Consider the following 18,692-nt stretch of genomic DNA (forward strand, 5'->3'; position numbering starts at 1 on the left):
TAGTTCACCGACCTACAAGGCGTATTCAGGGGGGAGACTGATGGGCCGAGACGTACTGCTTATCGAAGATGAGCCGAATATCATTGAGGCGATCCGGTTCATTCTGGCGCGCGACGGATGGCATGTGCAAACCCATTCCGACGGCAAGAACGCGTTTGAGGCCGTGCGCGACAAGCAACCCGATGTGGTGATCCTTGATGTCATGCTGCCCGGGCGCAGCGGGTTTGAAATCCTGCGCGACATCCGTGGCGATGACGCGATTTCGGGGATGCCGGTTCTGATGCTGACCGCCAAGGGCCAGAGCAAGGATCGCGAGATCGCCGAAAACCTTGGGGTCAGCCGCTTTATGACCAAGCCGTTTTCCAACACTGATGTCCTTGCCGCTGTTCGGGACCTCGTAGCCCAGTGAAGCGCCCGCGCGAGCCTCTGTATCTGGCGCGGCGCAATTATCGCGGGCGGCGGGCGATGGACATGTCCCGCCTGTTGCCGTTTCTGGGGCTGTTTCTGATGATGCTGGTTCTGTTCACCCGCGAAACGGGGGGGCAGCCGCGTCTGGTGGAGCAGGTGGTCTATATCTTTATCGTCTGGTTTGTTTTGATCGCGGCGGCGTTCCTGTTGGCCGCGCGGTTGCGCCGCCATCAGGAAGAGACACAGGATCCCACCCGCGCGGAGGCGTCTGATGATCGCCTTTAACCTGCTGGTCGGGGTCTGTCTGGCCTATGTGGCCCTGCTGTTTATCGTCGCCTTTGTGGCCGAACGGCGCGCGATCCGCGGGCGGTTGGGGTGGTTGCGCTCGCCCTTGGTCTATACCCTGTCTTTGTCGGTCTATTGTACGGCGTGGACGTTTTACGGGGCGGTGGGCTATGCGGCGCGCTCGGGTCTGGAATTCCTGCCGATTTACCTTGGGCCGACCCTTGTTCTGGTGGGCTGGTGGTGGGCCCTGCGCAAGCTGGTACGGATCGGCAAGACCCAGAGGATCACCTCCATCGCCGACCTGATCTCGTCGCGCTACGGGAAATCGAACGCCTTGGGTGTGCTGGTGACCCTCTTGGCGGTGGTGGGGACGACACCCTATATTGCGCTGCAACTTCAGTCGGTTACGCTGTCGTTCTCGGTCTTTGCAAGCGGCTCGAATTCCGGTTGGACCCTGCCAGACCTGAACGCGACGGCATTGTGGGTGGCGGCCGGTCTGACGATCTTTACCGTGTTGTTCGGGACGCGAAATCTGGACGCGAATGAACGCCACCACGGGGTGGTCACCGCCATCGCGGTGGAGGCGGTCGTGAAACTGATCGCGTTGCTGGCTGTGGGCGTATTTGTGGTCTGGGGCGTGGGCGGCGGTCCCTCGGCGGTGGCCGAGACGATGCGCAACTCCGCCATTGCCGACACGCCGATCAACGGCGGGCGCTGGATCGGGGTGACCTTCCTTGCGGGGGCGGCGATTTTCACCCTGCCACGGATGTTTCAGGTCATGGTGGTGGAAAACGCCGACGAACGGCATCTGGCGACTGCCTCTTGGGCCTTCCCCCTCTATCTGTTTTTGATGAGCCTCTTTGTCGTGCCCATCGCGGTTGTGGGCCTTGCCACACAGCCCGTCGGCGCAAACCCCGACCTGTTCGTGCTGACCATTCCCCTGTCCATGGGTCAAGAGGCGATGGCGACGCTGGCGTTTCTGGGCGGGTTTTCCTCGGCCACATCGATGGTCATCGTGGCGGCGATTGCCCTGTCGACTATGGTGTCCAACCACATCGTCATGCCTCTGTGGCTGAGCTTTCAGCATGAGGGCGCAACGGTATCGGGCGACGTGCGCAAGGTCGTCCTTGGCGCGCGGCGGATCTCCATCGCGGGGGTTCTGGTCCTTGGCTACCTCTATTTTCGCCTGACGGGGGGATCGGCCGCGCTGGCGTCCATCGGGTTGATCTCGTTCACCGGCGTGGCGCAGGCATTGCCCGCGCTGATCGGTGGGATTTTCTGGCGCGGGGCAACGCGCAAGGGCGCGATTGGCGGGCTGATCATCGGCTTTGTCGTCTGGATGTATACGCTGTTCCTGCCCAGCTTTGGCCCCGATGGCGTGATGAGTGCGGCGCTCTTGTCCGAGGGGCCGTGGGGCATCGGATGGCTGCGCCCGCAGGCCTTGTTCACCGTGCGCATTGACGACCCGCTATTGCATGCGTTGTTCTGGTCTATGTCCTTGAACACAATCGTGTTTCTGTTCGTGTCGACCATGACCTTCCCGTCGCCATTGGAGCGTCTGCAGGGCGCGCAATTCGTCAACGTGTTTGAACACACAAACGCCGGTCACGGCTGGCAAGAAGGCAGCGCCGAGGCCGAGGACCTGTTGATCATGTCCCAGCGGATCTTGGGCTCGGACGAGGCGCAGACCCTGTTCCAGAACGCCGCCGAAACCCAAGGCAAGGGCGGCTTCCTGCCCGACACTACGCCCGCGTTTCTGGCGCGGCTGGAACGGGAATTGGCGGGCTCTGTGGGGGCGGCCACGGCGCATGCCATGGTCGGTCAGATCGTCGGGCGCGCCTCGATTTCGGTTGAGGACCTGATGAAGGTGGCCGACGAGACCGCCCAGATGATGGAATACTCGAACCAGCTTGAGGCAAAATCGGCCGAGCTTCAGCGCACCGCGCGCCAGTTGCGCGAGGCGAACGAAAAGCTGACCGAACTGTCGGTGCAAAAGGACGCGTTCCTCAGCCAGATTAGCCATGAGCTGCGCACGCCGATGACGTCTATCCGCGCGTTTTCCGAAATCCTGATGGATGAGGGCTCAGTCTCCAAGGACGAGCGCCAACGCTATTCCCGCATCATCCACGAAGAGGGCATTCGCCTGACGCGGCTGTTGGACGACCTTCTGGACCTCAGCGTGCTGGAAAACGGGCAGGTGTCGCTGAACGAACAGCCGGGGTCGCTGCGCGATCTGCTGGACCGCGCGGTGGCGGCGACCTCGGTGCCCGGGGAGGGGCGGGCGCTGCGCATCCGGCGCAATGAACTGGCCGAGGCGGTGCCGTTGTTCACCGACACGGATCGCCTGTCGCAGGTGTTCATCAACATCATCGCGAATGCCCAGAAATATTGTGACGCCAAGGACCCCGTTCTGCGGGTCGAGGTGCGCAATATCGGCAAGCGCGTCGCGGTCGATTTCATCGACAACGGACAGGGAATTCCCAAGAAAAGTCAGGCGATTATCTTTGAAAAGTTCGCGCGCCTGTCGGACCGGAACGCCGCCGGTGGCGCGGGTCTGGGTTTGGCCATTTGTCGTGAGATCATGACCAAACTGGGCGGCGCGATTGCCTATCTGCCGGGGCAGGGCGGCGCGGCGTTTCGGGTCACATTGCCGTTGAACAAATCCGCCACGCGCTAACGCTTTGGTAAGGATGGGCCGCCATTCTGGCCGCATTGGTTTTGACAATGCAAAGGAACGGGGTTCATGACGCAATCGGTTCTGCGCCGGATGGTGGCCCAACGCGCAGCCGTGGCCAGTGCACCGGTTGAGACGGCGGAAACGTCCCTTGCGCTGGCCCTGATGCAGGTCGCCCAGATGCAGCACGGGTTGGGCGTCACCGCACGCGATCTTGGCGTGGATGTCCCCCCTGATGTGGCGCCGGTGTCGGATATGGGCGCGGGCGCACTGTTCCTGCTGGTCAAGGGCGGGGGAATTTGCGCCCTGCCATCGGGATTTGTCGGAACGCTGGTCGTGTTTGCCCTGACGGGGATTTTGCCTGCGGGTGCGCCAGAACCCCGTGCGCCGACCCGTGTGGATTACGAAATGCTGCGCGCTTTTGTCGATGCGGTTCTGGGCGGTGCCGGATTTGAGGAGGCGCGGATCGACGGGTTCCTGACCGATCCGCGCGTCGTGCGGTTTGCAATGGGGCAGGGGCCGTTCCTGCGTCATCGCCTGTCTGCGGAATTCGAAAACGGCACGGTGGAACAGATCGAAATCCTGCTGCCCGACCGGTCGCGCGACGCCGACCCCGAACCGGCGGGGGCGGAGGTCGCGCCATCCGGCGACGATCTGGCCGCCCTTGGCTGTTCGGTTGAGATGGAGGCGATCCTGTCACGGTTCCGCGCGCCCGTGTCGGCGGTGTCCAACTGGGCCGTCGGGGATACGATTGCCCTTTCGGGGGCGGATGTCGGGGATGTCGCGCTTGAGACCTTTGGACACGCGCCGGTGATGCACGGGCGTTTGGGGCGCTGGCGCGGCGATCGGGCGATCCGTATCGCGGTGGCCGATGGGGCTAAGGCGATTGGCGACGATATCTCGGGTGTGCAAACGGAAAACGCCCCGGCACCTGACGTGGCACCGGGGCGCGCAATTGCAACCTAATCGCGGGTGTTAGGCCGTGGCAAAGACGCGTTTCTTGACCGGCACGGCAAGGATCATCCCCGCCACCATCGCCGCAAAGAACACCCATCCGCCAACCCCGCCATAGGACAGCGACGCCATCGACGGACCCGGGCACAGACCCGCCATGCCCCAACCGATACCGAACATGACCGATCCGACGATCAGGTTCTTGCCGATCTTGGGCTCGGGCGGGGTGGGGAAGTCACCGCCCAGAACGGGCTTGCGCCGCTCGGTCAGACGCCACGCAAAGAACATCGGGATGATCGCGCCGCCCATCACAAAGGCCAGCGTCGGATCCCATGCTCCGAACACGTCTAGCCACCCTTGGACCTTGGTTGTGTCGGTCATGCCCGAGATAAACAGGCCCGCGCCAAACAACGCGCCGGCCAGCAAAGCAAACAGGTTCCGCATCAGATCAGCCCCCACGCATGACGCAGCAGGGCAATCGTCAGACCGCCCGCCATGATATAAAACACCGTGGCCGAAATCCCGCGCAGCGACAGGCGCGAAATCCCGCACACCCCGTGCCCCGAGGTACAGCCATTGGCCAGCCGCGTGCCGACCCCCACAAACAGCCCCGCAATCACCAGAACCAACAGGTTCGAGGTCGCGTGGGTGTCCACATTTTCAAACATCGGGTAGAGCAGCACGGGCATCAAAACCACGCCCGCAATGAAGGACACCCGTTCCCAGAACGTGCGCATCCCGCTGCCGTCGATGAGGCCGCCCAGAATACCGCTCGCCCCCATGATGCGGCCGTTCACCAAGAGGTAAACGGCCCCGCCCAGCCCGATCAGCAAACCGCCGACAAAGCCGTAGATCCAATCTTGTTCAATCACTTGTTCGCGCTCCTGTCGGGACCAAAGCCCCGCTGCGCCCGCCCCGTGACAGGGCGGGCGGATGGTTGATTACAGTTTGTTGACCGGCACCTTGAGATAGACGTGACCGTCATCTTCGGGTTCGGGCATCTGACCGGCCCGCATGTTCACCTGCAACGAGGGGACAATCAGACGCGGCATGCCAAGGGTCGCATCGCGCTCGGTCCGCATCCGCACGAAATCCTCGCGCTGGTTGGTGCCACCGACGTGGATGTTCTTGGCCTTTTGCTCGCCCACGGTGGTTTCCCATGCGAATTCCTCGCGCCCCGGGGCCTTGTAGTCGTGACCGACAAAGATGCGGGTCTCTTCGGGCAGGGACAGGATTTTCTGCACGCTTTCGTACATGGTTTCCGCCGAACCGCCCGGGAAGTCGCAGCGCGCCGTGCCAAAGTCCGGCATGAACAGTGTATCCCCCACAAAGGCCGCGTCGCCAATCACATAGGTCAGACAGGCGGGCGTGTGACCGGGCGTGTGCAGGACATCCCCGCGCAACTGGCCGATGTGGAAACTGTCGCCTTGCACGAACAGCTTGTCGAACTGGCTGCCGTCACGTTGAAACGCGGTGCCCTCGTTAAAGACCTTGCCGAACGTGTCCTGAACCACGGTGATCTTTTCGCCGATCCCGATTTTGCCACCGACCTGTTCCTGAATATAGGGCGCGGCCGACAGGTGGTCTGCATGGACGTGGGTTTCGAGAATCCACTCGATATCCAGCCCCTGTTCTTTGACATAGGCGATGACCTCATCGGCCGAGGTCGTGTCGGTGTGACCCGAGGCATAGTCGAAATCCAGCACGCTATCGATGATGGCGGCCTTGTTGGACATCGGGTCCTTGACGACGTAAGACACGGTAAAGGTGGCCTCGTCGAAAAATGCTTTAACTTCCGGCGACATAACGAGTCACTCCTTTCTAGCTTTCATATAACATATGCGATTTTTGCAATGTGTTTCAAGATGCGTCCGAGCGAATTGACTTGGGTCAAGGTCACGAAATCGTAAAACGGTGATACTTCTGTGAAAAATGCACAGAAAGGAAGCATGTGATGATTGATCTGGCACAGCGTAAAAAAGCCCTGATCGCACGGTTGCGTGAACTGGACACACGGCTTCATAATATCGAAGATGAACTGGACTCTCATCAGGCCAAGGACTGGGAGGACCTGGCCACCGAGAGGGAAGAGGACGAAGTGCTCGAGCGTATCGGGGTTGATGGCATCGCTGAAATTGAACGTATTCGCAATGCGTTAGCGCGTATTGATGATGGCACCTACGGTGTCTGCGTGACCTGCGGCGATGAGATTTCGGCCAAGCGGCTGGACATTCTGCCCGCCACCCCGTTCTGCGCGACCTGCGCGTCCTGAGTTTCACTGGCTATTAGGGAGGACCTAAAAATGGCACTGGAAAGTTTGAAAGCTGGCATCGCCTTGATCCTTGAAGAGATTGAGAAACGTCCCGATGACCGGCATGTCCTGCAGGAACAATTGCGGGAAAAAATCGCCGAATTCCGTGCGCTGGGTCTTCCTGTGCCCGCCGATCTGCGGAAATTCGAGCAGCAACTCGAAGATGATGATGCCGACGATTTGTTCGACAACATGCCGATTTAAGCGCGGCCCAACATCCTAAAATCTTGCGATTTTTCCTTGTACAGGTACAAATTGTCCAAGGACGCACGGGCGGCCCGAAACGGTCGCCCTTTTTCGTAGGGTGTGTGGTGTGAAAGACGGTGTAGAGACAAGCGCGCGGTTGGTGCCGACAAGCAGTGGGATCGGGCAGATCATTCTGGACAATCCCCCGGCGAATGCGCTTGGGGCGCGGATGCGTGCGGATCTGATGGATGCGCTGAACGCGGCTCTGGCCGATCCCGAGATCAAGCTGATCCTGATCCGCGCCGAGGGGCGCACCTTTCCGTCGAGTGTTGAGCGCGCCGAGATCGACGTGCCGCAGGCCGATCCGACCTTGTCTGACCTCTGTCTGGCGATTGAACATAGTTCAAAACCGGTTGTGGTCTGCAGCCACGGCACCGCGCTTGGGGCGGGGTGTGATCTGTTGTTGGCAGGGCATTACCGCGCGGCGGCGAACAAATCCTACGTGGGCCTGCCTGAGGTGACCGTGGGCCTGCCGCCGTCGGGCGGGGCCACGCAACGCTTGCCGCGTCTGGTGGGACCGGCGGTTGCGCTGGAGCTGATGTTGGTCGGACGACCCATCGCGGCCCTTGAGGCAAAACGCCTTGGCATGATCGACGAGGTCCTTTTGGGCAACCAGAGCGTTGCCGCGCTGGACTATGCGCGCAAACTGCTTGAGGCCGGGGCGGGCCCCCGTCCGGTCGGGGCGAAAACCGATGTGCTTAGGGATGGTAAGGGCTTTGCGGCGGCGATCAAAACCTATCGCGACAAGGTCGCAAGCGCCAATCATCCCGCGCCGCAAAAGATCGTCGAGGCCGTCGAGGCCGCGCAGATGCTGCCCTATGAGGTGGGTTTGACCTTTGAGGCCGAGTTGCATGACGAATGCCGCCGTGCGCCCGAGGGGCGTGCGATGCGCCATGTGATGTGGGCCGAAAAAGTTGCAGGTCAGATGCGTTTGCCCAAGGGGACCGTGCCCAAAACCTTTGAGACCTGCGTGATCATGGGCGGTGGCGCGGCGATGGCCGGTTGGGCGATCATGGCGCTGGACGCGGGGATGCGGGTGGCGATCCTTGATGACAGGGCCGAGGCCGCGCGCGATGAGGTGAAAGAGGTCTACGCCAAGGCGATCGCCGCCAAACGCATGGTGCCGCAGGTCCGTGAGGACCGTTTGCTGCGCCTTAGCGCGGCGGGGCCCAGCACCGGCGCGCTGAGCTCGGATCTGGTGATCCAGACGGACGCGGCACAGGGCAAGGCGACCCAAGAACGTCTGAACGGCGCGGCCTTGCTCTGCGTCGGTTTGCCGTTAGGGCAGGCGGGCGATTTTGCCGATTACCCCGCGCCCAACCGCGTTGTTGGCGTGCAATTGGCCGACCGCCCGCATCTCAGCAAACTGTTTGAGGTGCTGCACACAGTCGACACCGATCTGGCGGCCCTGTCGGGGCTGGTGGTGTTGCTGCGCAAGCTCAGCAAGCATCCGGTCCTGTCACGGGCCAGCGCGGGCGGCATCGGGTCGTCCGTGTGGGGGGCGTGCATGTGGGCGGCCGAGGATGCGCTGAAACGCGGCGCAACGCGGGACACGGTGATGGCGGCGTTTCGCGACTATGGGTTCACGCGCAATCCGCTGCGCTCTGGCGCGGTGGCGCATCCAACCGAAAACGGGCGTGTGATGCCCGCCGACGAGATCATCCAGCGCTGTTTGGCGGCGATGGCCAATACCGGTGCCCTGTTGGTTGAGGCAGGGATCGCGCACAACCCGTTGGACATCGACCTGACGATGGTCAGTGGCTATGGCTTTCCCAAGTGGAAGGGCGGTCCGATGCAGGTCGCGGATGAGGATGGCCTGATGGCCTTGCGCCGCACCCTGCGCGCCCTTCAGGACGAGGACGCGGGGTTCTGGTCGGAATCCGGTCTGATCACCGATCTGATCAAAAACGGCCAGCGTTTCGCCGACCGCAACCGGTTCTGATCACGCCAGAAAGATACCGACGACAACCATCATCAACCCGATGGTCGACACGAACAGCGCGCCCATGTTCAGGGCGACGACTTTTTTCAATTCGGCGCGCATGGCGTCCTCGGGCAGACCGGCCTTTTTGGCGCGGGCAACCCGCAGGATGCACCAGACCAGCCCCACCATGCCGACCACCGAAATTGCGGCCCCAATCCAGATCAACCATTCCATCGCGATGTTCCTTCGTGCGGTTTCCTTGCCGCTATCGCATGACGCGTGGGGGCGCAACCCTTTGAGCCCTTGCATGGCGCGGGCGGCAAGGCTATCGAACAGGAAACCCATAAACGCATGAGGCCGACCGCGATGAATGATCCCGTGACCGACACCACCTATCGTGTGACCGCAGAAGAGCTGCGCCAGTTCATTGAGCGCTATGAGCGTCTTGAGGCCGAAAAGAAAGACATCGCCGATCAGCAAAAAGAGGTGATGGCCGAGGCCAAAGGGCGCGGCTACGACACCAAGGTGATCCGCAAGGTCATCGCCCTGCGCAAAAAGTCCAGCGACGAAATCGCCGAGGAAGAGGCGGTTCTTGAGATGTACAAAGAGGCCTTGGGCATGGCCTGATCGCCAGTCCTATTTGATCTACGCACAGGCGGCATTCCCACGGGTGCCGCCTTTGTTTTTGGGGCCTCAGGTGGTCGCCTCGACCACATCCGTGCCCCAGTCCAGGCCGAGCATACCGGCCACGCGACACCATTCGGGGTCCCGTTTCATCGCGGCGATTTTGCCTTGGTGAACCTCCAGCGCTTGTTGATGCAGGCGGGCGAGAGCGGGGTCTGCAAGGAACTGATCGAACAGGGTTTGCGCCTGTGGGGAGAGGGTCGCGTATTCGGTCGTTTCATCGCCGTCGGCGTTGTATTTGGTCCAGTAATTCGTGTCCCGTCCCAGACGGTCCGAACCGACCACGTCGCCACGGTCCAGCTTGATCAGATAGGCCTCGGCGCATTTGATCGCATAGTGGTTCATCTGCGCCAGTTTGGTTGAGGTGGTGGCGTTGATCGCCTTGTATTTCGTGTCCGTATATTCGGGACCCAGCGCATTGCCCGACCCATCGACCCATGTCAGGCCCTCCGTGGAAAAGGCGGTCATATAGGGGCGGTGATTGCGGCGCAGGTCAAAGTTGACGTCATTGCGGAACATGGTTTTGACCGCGTTGATCAGGGGTTTGTCACCCTCGCTGTGATCCGCGTAATGTTTGTTCATGCGGGTATAGCGGCTCTGGACGGGGCGCGCGTCCAGAGCCTTTTCCCCGGCTGAGGAAAACGGCACAGAGGTAAAGGAGACCGCGTGGAAATCGCCCGTCTGTTCCGCGGCGGCGGAGTAAAAGCTGTCCAATGTGCGCTCGGGCGTGCGGATTTGCAGGAACTCGTCAGCATCGGTGTGGTAGATCCAGTCGGCGGCCTGATAATCCCCGAACTTGCGTGCAAAGCGTTGCGCCATCACCTGCCAGTTGCCGCGCTCGGGGAACATGGTTTTGGGATTGGGCACCTGTCGCACGCGCAAGGTCCGGCCCAAACGCGACAGGATCTCGTCGGTGTGATCGTCGCAGTCGTTGGTAAAGATCAGGAACTCATCCACGCCCAATGCCGCGTGATGCGCGACCCATTCCAGGATGTAGGGACCTTCGTTTCGCATTGTCGAAACGATCATCACGGTTTCGCCGTTCATCATCGGGGAGTGTTCCGCAGTAAGGGTAAGGTTCGCGTTGGCTAAGGCTATCGCTAAACCGGTGGGGGTTTCAACAGGTTGCGCAAGGACTTGCGTTGGTGCCGGTTGTTAAAATGAAAAACGGGACGCATTGCGCCCCGTTTTATTGTTATTCATCTGCGGCCTTTCAGGCCGGCGAGGCCCATTCGCCACCGCGAAACACCGGAACGCGGGTTCCGTCGGCGGTGATCCCGTCGATATCGGTGTCCGGCCCGCCGATCATCCAGTCGACGTGGATCATGCTGCTGTTGCCGCCCTGATCCGCGATCTGTTCGGGCGTCAGGCTTGCGCCATCGAGGAAACATTTGGAATAGCATTGCCCCAGCGCGATGTGGCAGGCCGCGTTTTCATCGTAGAGCGTGTTGTAGAACAGCAGGCCCGATTGCGAGATCGGTGAGGAATGCGGGACCAGCGCGACCTCACCCAATTTGCGGGCACCCTCGTCGGTGTCGAGCAGTTTTTGCAGGACGGCCTCGCCCTTGGCCGCGCGGGCCTCGACGATCACGCCGTTTTCGAACCGCACCTCGATCTCGTCAATCAGAGAGCCCTGATGCGACAAAGGTTTGGTCGAACGCACCGTGCCGTTCACGCGGTCGGCGTGTGGGGTGGTAAAGACCTCTTCGGTCGGGATGTTGGGGTTACAGACGACGCCGTTTTGCGCCTCAGACGCGCCGCCGTGCCATTCGTGGCCATCGGCCAGACCCACGGTCAGATCGGTACCCGGTGAGGTAAAGTGCAGCGCGGAGAACCGTTGCTCGTTCAGCCATTTGGTCCGCGTCGCAAGGGCGGCGTTATGTGCATCCCATGCGGCGACAGGGTCGGGCGTGTTGACCCGCGAGGCCGCGAAAATCGCATCGGCAAGGGCCGCGACGGCGTCGTCATCGGTCATATCGGGGAAAATGCGTTTCGCCCAGTCCAGCGTCGGGTAAGACGCAATCGACCAGTTGATGGCAAAGTTCGCGATCTTTTCCAACGCCGGTTTATAGGCAATCGAATTGGCCTTACCCGCGCGGGCGACCTTTTCAGGGTCTTGCTCGGACAAGAGCATCGGGTCCTCGCCGACAATTGCCATGCGCGCCGCGCCCTTGTTATAGGCGTCTGCCATACCGGCATAGAGCCACGCGGGAGCCGTGTCGAAACTGTCGTCCGAACCATGTTCAAACCGCGCCAGCGTCACCCCCGGATCGGACAGGATCGGCGTGACCACGCCCGCACCCGCGCGATAGGCGGCGGCGGCAACGGCGCGCACCAGCGGCAGGGCCTCGGCGGGGGCGGTCAGGATCAGGTCCTGACCCGGTTGCAGGTTCAGACCGACATTCACGGCCACATCGGCCAGTCGGTTCAGGGCATCGGGATCAATTGGGGTGCTCATATCAGGCCTTATTCAGGTGGCGTTTGGCCAACCGTGATAGACCGTGTCCGGAAGGTCAAGGGCGCGCGGATCACCCGCCCGTGTGGGACATGTGGCGCGACACCTGACCATCGGCGCGCTGGCGCGAATAGTCGAAATCGTGGCCCTTGGGTTTCAGTCCGATGGCCTTGTGAATGGCGGCGATCAGGGGGGCGTCGTCCCCGGGGCTGTCACGCAGGGGCGCGCGCAGATCGGCGCGGTCCTCTTGGCCCAGACACATATAGAGTTCCCCCGTGCAGGTCATGCGCACGCGGTTGCAGCTTTCACAGAAATTATGGCTGAGCGGGGTGATAAACCCGATCTTTTGACCGGTTTCCTCAAGACGGACATAGCGCGCGGGACCGCCGCTGCGCTCGGCCAGATCGGTGACCGTATACTGTTCGGCCAGCATGGCGCGCACGTCCTTGAGGGACCAGTATTGCCCGACGCGGTCCTCATTGCCGAGATCACCCATCGGCATGACCTCAATCCATGTCAGGTCCATGCCGCGGCTGGCGCACCATTCGGTCATGGTGAACAGCTCATCCTCGTTGAACCCTTTCAACGCGACGGCGTTGATTTTGACGCGCAGGCCCGCGCGTTGGGCCGCATCCAGACCGTTCAGAACCTGCGGCAACCGACCCCAGCGGGTCACGCGGGCGAACTTGTCCTCATCCAGCGTATCAAGGGAGACGTTTACGCGGCGCACACCGGCGGCATAAAGGTCATCCGCATAGCGCGCCAGTTGCGAGCCGTTGGTCGTCAGCGTCAGTTCCTGCAACGCGCCGCTGTCCAGATGGCGCGACATGCTGTTGAAAAACGTCATGATCCCCTTGCGCACAAGGGGTTCACCGCCCGTGATCCGCAGCTTTTCCACGCCAAGGCCGATAAACGCGCTGCACATACGGTCGAGTTCTTCGAGCGTCAGCAGTTCTTTTTTCGGCAGAAAGGTCATGTTTTCCGCCATGCAATAAACACAGCGAAAATCGCACCGGTCGGTGACGGAAACGCGCAAATAGGTAATCGCGCGGGCAAAGGGATCGATCAATCTGGGCGCCATTGCGTGAAGGTAAGCGCGCCCATCCCCAAGGGCAAGCGCCAAGGCATAAAATAGCTGTGCCTGACCTTGCGACCTTGGTCGGGGGCAGGGGATTGACAGTGGCGCGAAATCTGCAAATCTGAACGGGCGTTCAATTTTGAGGAGGGGCAAATTTGGACAATCGCCGGTTACTGCCTGAAAGCACGTCGTGGGAACAGATGCGCGCGGGGTTTGCGTGGGATGTGCCCGCGCGGTTCAACATCGCGCGTGCCTGTTGTGACAGTTGGGCAGAGGACGACCCGACGCGCACCGCGTTGATTGATGCGTCCGATAGCGACCGCGTCTGGACCTATGGAGAGTTGCGCGATGCATCCGACCGTCTGGCCACGGTGTTGCGCGGTCACGGGGTTGGGCGCGGCGATGTGGTGGCGGTGATCCTGCCCCAAGGGGCGCCCGTTCTGATCACCCATTTCGCGGCCTATAAGGTCGGCGCGATTATCCTGCCGCTGTTTTCCTTGTTTGGCGCGGATGCGCTGCACTATCGGCTGTCGGATAGTTCTACACGCTTGGTCGTCACGAATGGCGAGGGCGCGGCGAAGCTGGATGGGATACGTAACGATCTGCCCGACATTGGTGCGGTGGTGCGCGCGGATCAGGACGGCGGGTTCTGGGACCAGATCGCCGAGGCTACCCCGATTGAGACCCCCGTCGATACCAATGCCGATGATCCAGCGGTCCTGATCTATACCTCGGGCACCACCGGCGCGCCCAAGGGGGTGTTGCACGCGCATCGGTTCCTGATCGGCCATCTGACCGCGATTGAGGTGCAGCATCGCATGTTCCCCCAGCCCCGCGATTGCGGCTGGACCCCTGCGGATTGGGCGTGGATCGGGGGGCTGATGGATCTGGCGATGCCGTGTCTCTATTACGGGGTTCCGTTGGTCAGTATGCGGATGCGCAAATTCGACCCCGCCGCCGCGTGGGACCTGATCGCGCGCCACAATGTGCGCAACCTGTTTTTGCCACCAACCGCGCTCAAGATGATGCGACAGGCACCGGTGCCGGCGGGCGTCGATATCCGGTCGATCACCAGCGGCGGAGAGGCCTTGGGGGCCGAGTTGCTGACATGGGGGCGGGCGGCACTGAATGTCGAGATTTCCGAGATTTATGGCCAGACCGAATGCAATCTGACACTTGCCTCGGTGCCCGGCATGATGGACACGCGCCCCGGTGCGATGGGCCGCGCGGTGCCGGGCGTCGAGGTGCAGGTTCAGGGCCCCGACGGTGCGCCGATGCCCGCCGGTGAAGCGGGTGAGATTTGCGTGCGCCGCGATACGCCGGTGGCCATGTTGCGCTATTTGAATAAGCCCGAGGACACCGCGCGCAAATATCGTGGCGATTGGCTCTGTACTGGCGATTTGGGCTGGGACGATGGGACGGGGTTGATCACCTTTGTTGCGCGGGACGACGACGTGATCACCTCGGCGGGCTACCGCATCGGTCCGGCCGAGATTGAGGACTGTTTGCTGTCCGATCCCGATGTTCTGATGGCCGCCGTTGTGGGTGTGCCCGACCCCGAGCGCACAGAGATCGTCGTCGCCCATGTGGTTCTGCGCGATGGGGCCGTTTGGGAGGGGGCCGAGGCGCGGCTGATCGCCCTTGTCAAAGACCGGATCAGCCCCCACGTCGCCCCGCGTCGCGTGGTGCGCGCGGACAGCCTGCCCATGACCGCGACGGGCAAGGTTCTGCGCCGCGAGCTGCGCGATAAGGGCTAGGCAGGCAGCGCGCGGAGCAGCGATTTGCGCACCGCGCCCGCCATCGCGTCGCCATGTGTGCTCAGGATGTGGCGCGTCGTGTCGGGATCGACCTTGGCCAGATCGCACAGGACCTCCGTCACCGCGCCCTGAACCGGACGGCGGTGATCGGGCAGGGCGGCGATGGTCATCTCGACCACACGCGCGCGGTGGGTCAGATCGGCGTCCTTGGGGAATTTCATCCCCGTCCACGACTGCCCAAGCCCAAGCGCGATCACGCGCGGCCAAAGGGCGTCATCGGCGGCCCATTCGGCCACGGTGTCCAAACGTGCGGGATCGGCCAGAACACGCTTTTGCCCCGCACGGATCAGGTGATCAGCGACGGGGGCGCAATCGACCTCGGCCACCCAATCGACCATCGCGGCCCACGCATCGTCATCGGGGCGCAAACGCGCCTGTTTCAGCGCCTGTGTGGCAACGATCCGTGCCTCGTGGATTTGGGTCGCCCACAACTCCCGCGCCAGTGCGACACGTTCGGAAACGTCCAGACTCGCTCGGATTTGCGCGCCCAGATCGGCCAAAACCGCGTTGCCCGTGCCCATCACCATGGACGCGGTGCGGTGGTGTTTCGACAGACCCTCGGCGCGCGCCGGATCGGCGGCGGCGCGCAGGGCGCTCAGCACCTGATCGCGGGTCATTCTACGGTCACCGATTTGGCAAGGTTGCGCGGTTGGTCCACATCCGTGCCCTTGGCCACCGCCGTGTGATAGGCCAAGAGTTGCGCAGGCAGGGCATAGAGGATCGGCGCGAAGACCTCATCGATCGTGGGCATAGTGATGTGTTGCCACACGCCGTCGCCCGCGATCTCAAGCCCCTTGGCATCAGTGATCAGAACCACGCGACCGCCACGGGCCAGAACCTCTTGCATGTTGGACACGGTCTTGTCGAAAAGGCGGTCATGGGGGGCCATCACGATCACCGGCACGTGCTGATCGACCAGTGCGATGGGGCCGTGTTTCAGTTCGCCCGATGCATAACCTTCGGCGTGTATATAGCTGATTTCTTTGATCTTTAGTGCGCCCTCAAGGGCCAAGGGGAACATCGCTCCGCGCCCAAGGAACAGGATATCGCGCGCCTCGGCCAGTTTGGCGGCGATGTCGCGGGTGTGATCCTCAATGCCCAAGGCCGCGCTCATCAAACCGGGCAGGTTGCGCAGCGATCCGATGAAATCGCACAGTTGTTCCTGCGTGATCTCGCCGCGTTCATGGGCGGCGCGCATCACCAACAGGGCCAGCACGGTCAACTGACAGGTGAACGCTTTGGTCGAGGCGACGCCGATTTCGGGACCGGCCAGAATGGGCAGGGCAACGTCACTTTCGCGCGCGATTGAGCTTTCGGCCACGTTCACGATCGACAGGATCGTCGCGGCCTTGCCCTTGCAATAGCGCAGCGCGGCCAGCGTATCGGCGGTCTCGCCCGACTGGCTGACAAAGACGGCCAAGGTGCGCGCGGGGATCGGCGGTTCGCGATAGCGGAATTCGGATGCCACATCGATTTCGACCGGAATGCGGGCGATCTGTTCGAACCAGTATTTCGCAGTCTGACAGGCAAGGGACGCCGTGCCACAAGCCACCATGGTGATGCGGTCGAACTGGGTGAAATCGGGCAGGGCGTCGGGCAGGGTGATCGTATGCCCATCGCGCCCCAGATAGTGCATCAACGCATCCCCAAGGACCGAGGGTTGTTCGGCGATTTCCTTGGCCATGAAATGCTTGTGGCCCGCCTTTTCGACGCGGGTGGCCTCTTGGGCGATCTGGCGGGTTTCGCGGGTAACGGGCGCGCCAGAGGCATCCGTGATCGTTGCGCCTGCGCGGGTGACGACGGCCATGTCGCCCTCATCCAGATAGGTCACCAGATCGGTCATCGGGGCCAGCGCAATGGCGTCTGATCCGACGAACATCTCACCGTCGCCATGCCCGATGGCAAGGGGTGAGCCCTTGCGCGCCGCGACCAGCAGGTCATCCTGACCCTCAAACAGGAAGCACAGGGCAAATGCGCCGTCCAGCCGCGCGATGGTGGCGCGGGCGGCCTCGACCGGTGTCATGCCCTGATCCAGATACATCGCGGCCAGCATCGCCACGGTTTCCGTGTCCGTATCCGTGGCGCAGGTCCGGCCCTGTTCGGCCAGTTCGGCGCGCAATTCGCGAAAGTTCTCGATGATGCCGTTGTGCACGACACTGACGGGCCCCGAGGTATGGGGGTGGGCGTTCTTGACGCTGGGCGCGCCGTGGGTGGCCCAACGGGTGTGCCCGATCCCCGCTTTACCGGCCAGCGGTGCGTGCACCAGATGGTCGGACAGGTTGATCAACTTGCCCACCGCGCGGCGACGGTCCAGAACGCCGTTGTTCACAGTGGCGATGCCCGCGCTGTCATAGCCGCGATATTCCAGCCGTTTCAGCGCCTCGACGATGATCGGCGCGACCTCGTGCTGGCCCAGAACTCCGACAATTCCACACATCAGTTGGTTTCCTTGTTTTTGGCGGCTTTTGCGGCCTTGGCGGCGCGCAGGCTGGCGAACAGGCGGCGGGCAAGGCCGTCTTTGTTGGCTTGGCGGGCGCGGGCGATGCCGATGGCCCCGTCCGGCACATCCGTCGTGATGACCGAGCCAGAGCCGGTCATCGCTTCATCCCCGACGCGCACCGGCGCGACCAGCATGGTGTTCGACCCAATAAACGCGCGCGCGCCGATTTCGGTGTGGTGTTTGAACACGCCGTCATAGTTACAGGTGATCGTGCCCGCGCCGATATTGGTGGCCTGGCCCACATGCGCATCGCCGATATAGGACAGGTGGTTGACCTTGGCGCCCTCGTCGATCACCGCGTTCTTGATCTCGACAAAGTTGCCGATATGGACCTCCTCGGCCAATTCCGCGCCGGGGCGCAGGCGGGCGAATGGTCCAACGGTCGCCCCGCGCGAGACGTGACAGCCCTCAAGATGGCTGAACGCACGGATTTTGACGCCGCTTTCGACGGTGACACCGGGGCCAAAGATGACGTTTTGTTCGATGACGCTATCGCGCCCGACATAGGTGTCATGGGCGAAAAATACGGTGTCGGGGGCGTACATGGTGACGCCGTTATCCATCGCCTCGGCGCGTTTGGCGGCTTGGAACACGGCCTCGGCGCGGGCGAGTTCCGCGCGTGAATTGATGCCCAGCGTCTCGGCCTCGGGGCAGGTCACGGTGCCCGCCGACAGGCCCCGCGCACGGGCAATCGCCACCGCATCGGTCAGGTAGTATTCGCCCGAGGCGTTGTCGTTGCCGAGACCGTCCAGCAGATCGAACAGAACCCCCGCATCGGCGGCCATAACCCCGCTGTTGCACAGGGTGATCGCGCGCTGATCCTCGGTCGCGTCCTTATATTCCACGATCTGGGTCAGTTGATCGCCCTCAACCACCAGACGGCCATAGCGCGCGGGATCGGCGGCCTCAAACCCCAGAACGACCACGTCGTGTTGGGCGCGGGCGGCGGTCAGGGCCTCAATTGTGTCCTGTCCGATGAACGGCGTGTCACCGTACAGAACGATCGCATCGCCGGTGAACCCGTCCAGCGCCGCGCGCGCCTGCAAGACCGCGTGGCCGGTGCCCAACTGTTCCTCTTGGCGCACACAGGTGATCGTGTCGTCGATCTGGGCGACAGCCGCCTCAACCTGATCGGCACCGTGGCCGGTCACAACGATGGTGCGTTCGGGCGAAACGGCGGCCCCGCTGTCGATTGCGTGCTGAATCAGGGGCACACCCGCCAGCGGGTGCAGGACCTTGGGTAGGTCCGAATTCATGCGTGTTCCCTGACCTGCGGCCAAAATGATCAGCGCGGTTGCCATGCTCTCGCCTCTTTATTTGCGTTATGTGCACCTTTTATCGGGGAATGGCTTGATC

The 18,692-nt window shown here is 62.3% G+C and carries 19 protein-coding genes; 9 read left to right on the top strand and 10 right to left on the bottom strand.

Annotation, left to right across the window (positions count from 1 at the left end; translation table 11 throughout):
* Positions 1-40: 40 nt before the first annotated feature.
* The 4 genes from R1W00_RS06240 (at position 41) to R1W00_RS06255 (ending at position 4,333) form a co-directional block, all read left to right on the top strand.
* Positions 41-409, top strand: a complete 369-nt coding sequence (locus tag R1W00_RS06240; protein WP_317261870.1) for a response regulator transcription factor — start codon at positions 41-43, stop codon at positions 407-409.
* A complete protein-coding gene (locus R1W00_RS06245) occupies positions 406-693 on the top strand; it encodes a hypothetical protein (RefSeq protein WP_317261871.1) in 288 nt (95 codons plus the stop codon). Before R1W00_RS06240 ends, R1W00_RS06245 begins: the two co-directional genes overlap by 4 nt.
* Positions 680-3,370, top strand: coding sequence for an ATP-binding protein (locus tag R1W00_RS06250; RefSeq protein ID WP_317261872.1), 2,691 nt, complete (start codon positions 680-682; stop codon positions 3,368-3,370). Before R1W00_RS06245 ends, R1W00_RS06250 begins: the two co-directional genes overlap by 14 nt.
* Before the next feature lie 66 nt (positions 3,371-3,436).
* The gene (locus tag R1W00_RS06255) at positions 3,437-4,333 is read left to right on the top strand and encodes a FliM/FliN family flagellar motor switch protein (RefSeq protein WP_317261873.1); all 897 of its coding nucleotides are present in this window, start codon (positions 3,437-3,439) and stop codon (positions 4,331-4,333) included.
* Between the two features lie 9 nt (positions 4,334-4,342).
* On the opposite strand, the gene R1W00_RS06260 is transcribed toward R1W00_RS06255, so the two are convergent.
* From R1W00_RS06260 to R1W00_RS06270, 3 genes are all read right to left on the bottom strand, one after another.
* Entirely contained in the window at positions 4,343-4,765 is a 423-nt protein-coding gene (locus R1W00_RS06260; protein ID WP_317261874.1) for a DUF6691 family protein, read from the bottom strand.
* Positions 4,765-5,190, bottom strand: coding sequence for a YeeE/YedE family protein (locus R1W00_RS06265; RefSeq protein WP_317262395.1), 426 nt, complete (start codon positions 5,188-5,190; stop codon positions 4,765-4,767). Before R1W00_RS06265 ends, R1W00_RS06260 begins: the two co-directional genes overlap by 1 nt.
* A gap of 72 nt (positions 5,191-5,262) precedes the next feature.
* Positions 5,263-6,126, bottom strand: a complete 864-nt coding sequence (locus R1W00_RS06270; RefSeq protein ID WP_317261875.1) for an MBL fold metallo-hydrolase — start codon at positions 6,124-6,126, stop codon at positions 5,263-5,265.
* A gap of 149 nt (positions 6,127-6,275) precedes the next feature.
* Here R1W00_RS06270 and R1W00_RS06275 point away from each other — a divergent pair, with 149 nt between their 5' ends.
* The 3 genes from R1W00_RS06275 (at position 6,276) to R1W00_RS06285 (ending at position 8,820) form a co-directional block, all read left to right on the top strand.
* Positions 6,276-6,593 carry a TraR/DksA family transcriptional regulator gene (locus R1W00_RS06275; protein WP_317261876.1) on the top strand — a complete coding sequence of 106 codons (318 nt, stop codon included), beginning with the start codon at positions 6,276-6,278 and terminating at the stop codon, positions 6,591-6,593.
* Between the two features lie 30 nt (positions 6,594-6,623).
* Positions 6,624-6,836: a hypothetical protein gene (locus R1W00_RS06280; protein ID WP_317261877.1), complete on the top strand. Its 213-nt coding sequence runs from the start codon at positions 6,624-6,626 to the stop codon at positions 6,834-6,836.
* A 109-nt stretch (positions 6,837-6,945) separates the two neighbouring features.
* Positions 6,946-8,820, top strand: coding sequence for an enoyl-CoA hydratase/isomerase family protein (locus R1W00_RS06285; protein ID WP_317261878.1), 1,875 nt, complete (start codon positions 6,946-6,948; stop codon positions 8,818-8,820).
* On the opposite strand, the gene R1W00_RS06290 is transcribed toward R1W00_RS06285, so the two are convergent.
* Positions 8,821-9,036: a hypothetical protein gene (locus R1W00_RS06290; RefSeq protein ID WP_410901538.1), complete on the bottom strand. Its 216-nt coding sequence runs from the start codon at positions 9,034-9,036 to the stop codon at positions 8,821-8,823.
* Positions 9,037-9,168: 132 nt separating this feature from the next.
* On the opposite strand from R1W00_RS06290, the gene R1W00_RS06295 reads away from it, so the two are divergent.
* Positions 9,169-9,429 (top strand): DUF2312 domain-containing protein, encoded by a 261-nt coding sequence (locus tag R1W00_RS06295; RefSeq protein ID WP_317262396.1) that lies wholly within the window; start codon positions 9,169-9,171, stop codon positions 9,427-9,429.
* A gap of 66 nt (positions 9,430-9,495) precedes the next feature.
* Here the strand turns inward: R1W00_RS06295 and R1W00_RS06300 are convergent, their stop codons facing one another.
* From R1W00_RS06300 to moaA, 3 genes are all read right to left on the bottom strand, one after another.
* The gene (locus tag R1W00_RS06300; protein ID WP_317261880.1) at positions 9,496-10,536 is read right to left on the bottom strand and encodes a glycosyltransferase family 2 protein; all 1,041 of its coding nucleotides are present in this window, start codon (positions 10,534-10,536) and stop codon (positions 9,496-9,498) included.
* 163 nt (positions 10,537-10,699) lie between these two features.
* The gene (locus tag R1W00_RS06305; RefSeq protein WP_317261881.1) at positions 10,700-11,944 is read right to left on the bottom strand and encodes an aminopeptidase; all 1,245 of its coding nucleotides are present in this window, start codon (positions 11,942-11,944) and stop codon (positions 10,700-10,702) included.
* A 70-nt stretch (positions 11,945-12,014) separates the two neighbouring features.
* Positions 12,015-13,022, bottom strand: a complete 1,008-nt coding sequence (moaA, locus tag R1W00_RS06310) for a GTP 3',8-cyclase MoaA (RefSeq protein ID WP_317261882.1) — start codon at positions 13,020-13,022, stop codon at positions 12,015-12,017.
* A gap of 197 nt (positions 13,023-13,219) precedes the next feature.
* Here moaA and R1W00_RS06315 point away from each other — a divergent pair, with 197 nt between their 5' ends.
* Positions 13,220-14,776 (top strand): AMP-binding protein, encoded by a 1,557-nt coding sequence (locus R1W00_RS06315; protein ID WP_410901539.1) that lies wholly within the window; start codon positions 13,220-13,222, stop codon positions 14,774-14,776.
* Here R1W00_RS06315 and R1W00_RS06320 read toward each other — a convergent pair.
* Genes R1W00_RS06320 through glmU form a run of 3 tightly spaced genes read right to left on the bottom strand, consistent with a single transcriptional unit; the run spans position 14,773 to position 18,637 of the window.
* Positions 14,773-15,453 carry a DNA alkylation repair protein gene (locus tag R1W00_RS06320; protein WP_317261884.1) on the bottom strand — a complete coding sequence of 227 codons (681 nt, stop codon included), beginning with the start codon at positions 15,451-15,453 and terminating at the stop codon, positions 14,773-14,775. The two genes, R1W00_RS06315 and R1W00_RS06320, sit on opposite strands and share 4 nt — an antisense overlap.
* Positions 15,450-17,273, bottom strand: coding sequence for a glutamine--fructose-6-phosphate transaminase (isomerizing) (gene glmS / locus R1W00_RS06325; RefSeq protein ID WP_317261885.1), 1,824 nt, complete (start codon positions 17,271-17,273; stop codon positions 15,450-15,452). Before glmS ends, R1W00_RS06320 begins: the two co-directional genes overlap by 4 nt.
* Entirely contained in the window at positions 17,273-18,637 is a 1,365-nt protein-coding gene (glmU, locus tag R1W00_RS06330; protein WP_317261886.1) for a bifunctional UDP-N-acetylglucosamine diphosphorylase/glucosamine-1-phosphate N-acetyltransferase GlmU, read from the bottom strand. Before glmU ends, glmS begins: the two co-directional genes overlap by 1 nt.
* Positions 18,638-18,692 lie beyond the last annotated feature (55 nt).

It is taken from the genome of Rhodovulum sp. FJ3, from assembly GCF_032918305.1.
Taxonomy (GTDB): Bacteria; Pseudomonadota; Alphaproteobacteria; order Rhodobacterales; family Rhodobacteraceae; genus SAT37.